At 63.7% G+C, this 5,935-nt stretch carries 5 protein-coding genes; all 5 read left to right on the top strand.

Annotation, left to right across the window (positions count from 1 at the left end; translation table 11 throughout):
• Nucleotides 1–2,171: DEAD/DEAH box helicase family protein (locus tag B4N44_RS08160; RefSeq protein WP_296699118.1), on the top strand; the 2,171-nt coding region annotated here is incomplete at its 5' end.
• Between the two features lie 9 nt (nt 2,172–2,180).
• Nucleotides 2,181–3,806 carry an HsdM family class I SAM-dependent methyltransferase gene (locus B4N44_RS08155; protein ID WP_296699115.1) on the top strand — a complete coding sequence of 542 codons (1,626 nt, stop codon included), beginning with the start codon at nt 2,181–2,183 and terminating at the stop codon, nt 3,804–3,806.
• Complete coding sequence (locus B4N44_RS08150; RefSeq protein WP_296699112.1) at nt 3,803–4,987, top strand: restriction endonuclease subunit S; 1,185 nt, start codon at nt 3,803–3,805, stop codon at nt 4,985–4,987. Before B4N44_RS08155 ends, B4N44_RS08150 begins: the two co-directional genes overlap by 4 nt.
• Nucleotides 4,984–5,466, top strand: coding sequence for a hypothetical protein (locus B4N44_RS08145; protein WP_296699110.1), 483 nt, complete (start codon nt 4,984–4,986; stop codon nt 5,464–5,466). Before B4N44_RS08150 ends, B4N44_RS08145 begins: the two co-directional genes overlap by 4 nt.
• A 31-nt stretch (nt 5,467–5,497) precedes the next feature.
• A partial coding sequence (locus B4N44_RS08140) for a hypothetical protein (protein ID WP_296699108.1) occupies nt 5,498–5,935 on the top strand: 438 nt, incomplete at its 3' end.

Below are 5,935 nucleotides of genomic sequence, written 5' to 3'. Positions count from 1 at the left end.
CAACAGGAGATCGGGGCGACACGGAATTGACCAACGAAGCGTTCGCCCGGATCAAGATCGACCAGCTCCTGAAAGATGCCGCATGGCGCCTGACGGACGGTCGCAGCGTCAGATATGAATACCCCCTCGATGACGGCGGCCGGGCAGACTATGTGCTGTTCGATCGCCTCGGCCGTGCGGTTGCCGTGCTGGAGGCGAAGAGCACGAGTGTCAGCTTGACGGCGGGCGAGGCGCAGGGGCGGCGCTATGCCGATCTGCTCGGCGTGCCCTTTATCTTTCTGTCCAACGGCGAAGAAATCTGGTTCTGCGACAAGGGGCAGGATGCGCACTTCCGCCGGGTGGAGACCGTTTTCAGTCAGGATGATCTCGTGCGCCGAAAGGCAGCGCGCGACATACGTCGCAATCCGCTCGACATCCCGATCGACAGCCGCATCGCCGGCGGCGGCGGCCGGCACCATCAGAGCGCCTGCATCGAGACCCTCTGCCGAGGGATCGTCAGCGGCCGGCGGAAAATGCTGGTCGAGATGGCAACCGGCACTGGAAAGACGCGCACGGCGGCCGCGCTGATCAAGCGCCTGTTCGATGCCAATTGGTCAACGCGCGCGCTGTTCGTCGTTGATCGCAACACCCTCGCCATCCAGGCGGAGGACGCCTTCGCCGAGCATCTGCCGCATCTCCCGTGCTACCGCGTGCCGCGCACCGGGCGTCGCTTTCAGGATGAAAAGCGGGTGACGATCGTCACGCTCCAGACGCTCGTGAACGAGTATGAGAAATATTCGGCGGGCTATTTCGATCTCATCCTCATCGATGAATGCCACCGCAGCATTTATGGCCAGTGGCGGCGTGCGCTCGACCATTTCGACGGCATCAAGATCGGCCTCACCGCCACACCCTGCGTCATGCGGGACGCGCCGGATGTGGACGAGGAGGACCGCGCCGCGATCCGCGACACGCTGCGCTTCTTCGAGGTGGACCGCCCGACCTACAGCTACAGCATGGCCGAGGCGATCGCGGACGGCCATCTCGTTCCCTATGAAATCTACCGGGCAATGACCGCCCGCACGGCGGCCACCGACGGCTTCACTGTTGCACGCACCGACATTGATTGGGGCGCGCTGGATGCGGAAACCCGCGCCGAACTGGAAGCGCTGTTTGCGGATCATGATCCGCTCACGGTCGATCCCACCGCGCTTGAGCGCAAGTTCACCATCCCCGAGCGCAACCGTGCCATGGTGCGTGAGTTTCGCGAGGTGCTGGAGAACGGCTATACCGCGCCGAGCGGGATTCGCCGTGCGCCGGAATGGGGCAAGACCATAGTGTTCGCGGTCACCAAGCGCCATGCGGAGACGCTGGCGCGCATGTTTGATGATGTCTTCGCCGACAAGAAGCCGAGCCCCACCACGCGCTATGCCGACTTCGTCGTGTCAGGCATGGGGCCGGACGACAGCGTGGACGGCAACGCCAAGATCAAGCGGTTCAAGAACGAGCCGTTCCCGCAGATCCTCGTCAGCGTGAATATGCTGGACACCGGGTTTGATTGCCCGGAGGTCCGGAATCTGGTGATGGCGCGCTTCACCCATTCTTCGATCCTCTACCAGCAGATGCGCGGCCGGGGCACGCGGCAGGCGCCGGGTAAGGATCGTTTCACGTTGTGGGATTTCACCGGCGTCACCCTGCGCCATGGCGATGACGAGGCGCCGGGCGAAGGTGGGGCGGTTGTGGTGCGCGCTCCAGAGCGGCCGCAGGGCCAGCCGCGCCGCATGCTGACGCTGGATGTGCATGACGAGATCGACCCCGCCACCCGTGAATGGGTGACGGTGGACGAAACCGGGCGCGCCTTCATGGATCCGGAGGAAGCCCGCGCCGAAGCCTTGGGAGCGGCGTTCGAGACCTGGCTGGACGGTCAGGCGTTCGACACCGACCAGTTGCGGCTGCTGCATCTCATCAAGGAACAGATCAAGGCCAATGCGGCCGACCTCACCAGCTTCGAAAGCTGGCGCTTCGACCAGCCGCCGCTTGCCATGAATGGCGGGTTCGCCCGTGGCTGCGCGGTGTTCGGTGGCGAGAGCGAGCTGGAGCAGGTGCTCGCCAGCCTGAACAGGGGCGTGTTCGGCATTGATGGCACGGGCCGCACGCCCGATCCGGAAAACCCAGACCAACCCGCCAATTGAAGGCCGAGTATGCCCTTTACGCCCGATATGCGCCGCAAGGTCGATCAGATCCGCGACTATCTTTACGGTGGCGGCTATCCCGACCCACTGTCCAACGCCGAACAGCTCAGTTTCCTGTTCTTCTTCTACATGATCGAGGGCATCGACGCCGCCAATGTGCGCCAGTCCAGGGCCACGGGGCGCGGCCACACCTCGCTGTTCTCCGGCGACTGGACCCTGCGCAACCCGCTGAACGCCCCGGCCAAGGGGGTGGAGACCATCCCGCGCGAACGCATGCGCTGGTCGAGCTGGGCCAATGCCATGTCGGGGGAACCGCTCGTCACCTTCGTCCGCGATGAGGTGTTTCCCTTCTTTGCCGCCATCGGCGACGAATTCGGCCTCAGCTTCATGGCGCAGGCGCGCCTTGTCATCGACGAGCCCACCGTGCTCACCCAGATCGTGACGCTGGTGAACGAGCTGAAACTGGAGGACGCGGACCCCGACACCAAGGGAGACCTGTTCGAGCATGTGCTGCGCCAGATCAAGCAGGCGGGCGAGCTGGGCCAGTTCCGCACCCCGCGTCACATCATTCGCGCCATCGTCGATCTGGTGGACCCCAAGATCGGCGAGACGGTCTATGACCCCGCCGCCGGCACCGCCGGCTTTCTGGTGGCCGCCTATGAGCATATCCGCCTCGCCAATTCTTCCGCCAATGGGCGGGAGGTGGCGGAATTGGAGGGCAAGAGCTTCGAGCGCGGCTTTGGCGACCGGCTGAACAGCACGCAATGGCGCAAGCTCCAGGCCGAAACCTTCTACGGCAATGACGTCGACCCCAAGATGGTCAGTCTCGCCAGCATGAATCTGGCGCTGCGCGGCCTGCCGGATGTGCGCATCTTGAAGCGCAACGCGCTGACCTCCTCCTTCGACCGGCAGGCGAAGATGGAGCGCAATTTGCCGCTCGACGGCTATGACGTGGTCCTCGCCAACCCGCCCTTCTCCGGCCGGCTCGACCGCGACCGCATCGTCGATGATGTGCGGATCGGCACCAGCACCGCCACCGAGCTGCTGTTCGTGAAATACATGATCGACAATCTGAAGCCGGGCGGGCGCTGCGGCGTCATCGTGCCGGAAGGGGTGCTGTTCGGCTCCACCGGGGCGCACAAGGAATTGCGCCGCATGCTGATGCAGAACAACCGGGTAGAGGCGGTGCTGTCGCTGCCAGGCGGGGTATTCCAGCCCTATTCCGGGGTGAAGACCAGCGTGCTGGTGTTCGCGCGCGGTGGACGCACGCAGGAAGTGATGTTCCTGCACGCTAGCAATGACGGCTTCAAGCTGGACGCCAACCACGACCAGCCCATCGAAGCCGACGATCTGCCGGGCCTCATCGCTGCCTTCAACAGCCGCGAGGAGATGCGGGAGGACTGGCAGGCGCGGGACGAGAGCCAACCCTGGACCGAAAACTGGTGGTTCGCCGACGCCGCCGCCATCGAGCGCGAGGACTGGAACCTCTCCGCCTCCCGCTACCGGCCGGAAAGCCGCGAGGCGGCGGAGCACCGCGATCCCCGCGCTTTGCTGGCGGAACTGCGCGACGAGACGGCGGCGATCCTCGGCGATATTGAGGCGCTGGCGGCGGAACTCGGGGAGCCGGTGTTTTGACTGAGTTGCAGTTCGTCCGCTTAGCAGAGGTTGCGGATATCGAATCTGGGGCGGGCTTCCCGTTGCAACATCAGGGGAAGCACAATGAAAAATTCCCATTCCTCAAGGTCAGCGATATGAACCTGACGGGGAATGAGCGCTGCATAAATCGCTGGAACAATAGCGTGTCTGAGGATACGCGGGTTCAAGTTCGCGCACGTGCGTTCCCTGTTGGAGCAGTAATATTTCCCAAAATTGGTGCCGCGATCGCTACCAATAAAAAGCGCATTTTGATTCAACCCTCATGCGTTGACAACAATGTCATGGGTATTATCCCGAAGACTGATAGGCTGACTTCCGAATACATATACCACCTCCTTCTTTCCACAGACCTTAGCCAATTTGCTTCGGCATCAAATCCGCCATCCATTCGGAAGGGCGAAGTTGAGAACTGGATGATCCCCCTTCCACCGCTGGACGAGCAGCGGCGGATTGTGGGGCTGTTGGACCGGGCGGCAGAGATCCGGCGCCGCGCCGACGCCGCCCGCGCCAAGGCCCGCGCCATCATCCCCGCCCTCTTCCTCGACCTGTTCGGCGACCCCGCGACCAATCCGAAGGGGTGGGCGGTGCAAGCGCTCTCCGATTTGGCAGACATTGGATCGGGATTGACGAAGGGCCGAAAGCTGAACGGTACGCCAACAGAGCCAACGCCATATCTGCGGGTGGCAAACGTCCAGGCGGATCGGCTCGATCTATCCGAAATCAAGATGATTGACGCCACTGATGATGACCGCGTGCGGTGTCGGCTGCTGCCCGGAGACCTCTTGATGACCGAGGGCGGTGATCTCGACAAACTGGGCCGCTGCGCTATGTGGCAAGGCGAAGTCGATCTTTGCCTGCATCAAAACCACATTTTCCGCGTGCGCATGGGGAGCGCCATCGTCCCCGACTATGCGCGAGCCTTCATGCAAAGCGAGGCAGCACGGGGGTATTTTCTCCGGGTGGCGAAGCGCACCACCGGCATCGCTTCAATCAACAAGACGCAGCTCGGGCGGCTTCCCGTCTGGGTTCCCCCGCTCCCCCTGCAAACCGCCTTCGCCGAACAGGCCAGCCGCCTCGATTCCCTCACCCGCGCGCTCGACGCCGCCGCCGCCAAGGCCGATTCCATGGCCGCCGCGCTCTCCGCCGAGGTGTTTGGATGACGACCCACGACACTGCGCCCGAGGACGCCATCCTTGAGGCCTCCCGCCACGCCGCCCTGCAATTCGCCGCCCTGCGCTTCGGCCAACTCACCTCCCGCCTGATCTGGCGCCTGCGGCGCATCCCGGCCACCGGCATCGTCGGCGATGATTACACCTGCCGTACCCTGTGGGATGAAATCTGCGTCGAGGTGCAGGATGGCCCGTTCGATGACGGGCTGTTCGGCGACGCGGACGAGACCGGGCTGCCCGATGTCCCCACGGCCTTCGACAGGACGATCGCCCCCTTCCTCCGCGCCGCCATCGAGGCACTGCCGCAAAAGGAAGCCGTCTTGCTGACCCTATGGGCCATCGACGACTGGGACGAGCGGGAACAGGCGGAAACCGTCGGCACCATCAACATCGACGCCATGATGACCATGCTCCGCACCATGCTCAGCCGCGAGGCGAGCGCCGTCGACCTGTGGAAGTTCCGCGAATGATGCGCGCCCCTCTCGCCACCGAGGTGTTTGGATGACGACCGATCGCCTGCAAGCTGCTTGGCGCTATATCGGAGCAGAGCTGTGGCGGCCCCTGTTCGCCCAATTCGGGCATGCCCACCCCGACCTACCGGTCGAAATCGTTCGCACCCTGCTGGTCCGCCCGCGCGGCACGGCACAGATCTTTGTTGAAGCCGGCCGGCACCCCACGCTTGATACGCTTCACGCGGACGCGGCGACCTCTCTTGATAGCGTTGCAGATGCCCGTGCGGCCCTGCGCCGTATCAAACCAGAGTTCTTCATCGATGGACGTGCCATCGCAATCCTTCTAGCGGACATCGCGGTCGCACTTGAAGAATATGGGAACCACGACTTGGAGGAAGCGTACCGCACGCGCCTCGAACAATTCGTCCGACGCCACGCACTCCCCTATCGCATCGATGTCATGCCCTTGAGGCTGCTGCCGCTACTC

The sequence above is a fragment of the Thiocapsa sp. UBA6158 genome (assembly GCF_002423035.1).
In the GTDB taxonomy this organism is placed as follows: Bacteria; Pseudomonadota; Gammaproteobacteria; order Chromatiales; family Chromatiaceae; genus Thiocapsa.
Note: the sequence above shows the minus strand (reverse complement) of the source record. Positions and strands in the feature narration are given on the sequence as shown.

Coding starts and splice junctions, on each gene's coding strand:
- B4N44_RS08155 (WP_296699115.1), top strand. CDS start 2,181: ATGCCCTTTACGCCCGATATGCGCCGCAAGGTCGATCAGATCCGCGAC.
- B4N44_RS08145 (WP_296699110.1), top strand. CDS start 4,984: ATGACGACCCACGACACTGCGCCCGAGGACGCCATCCTTGAGGCCTCC.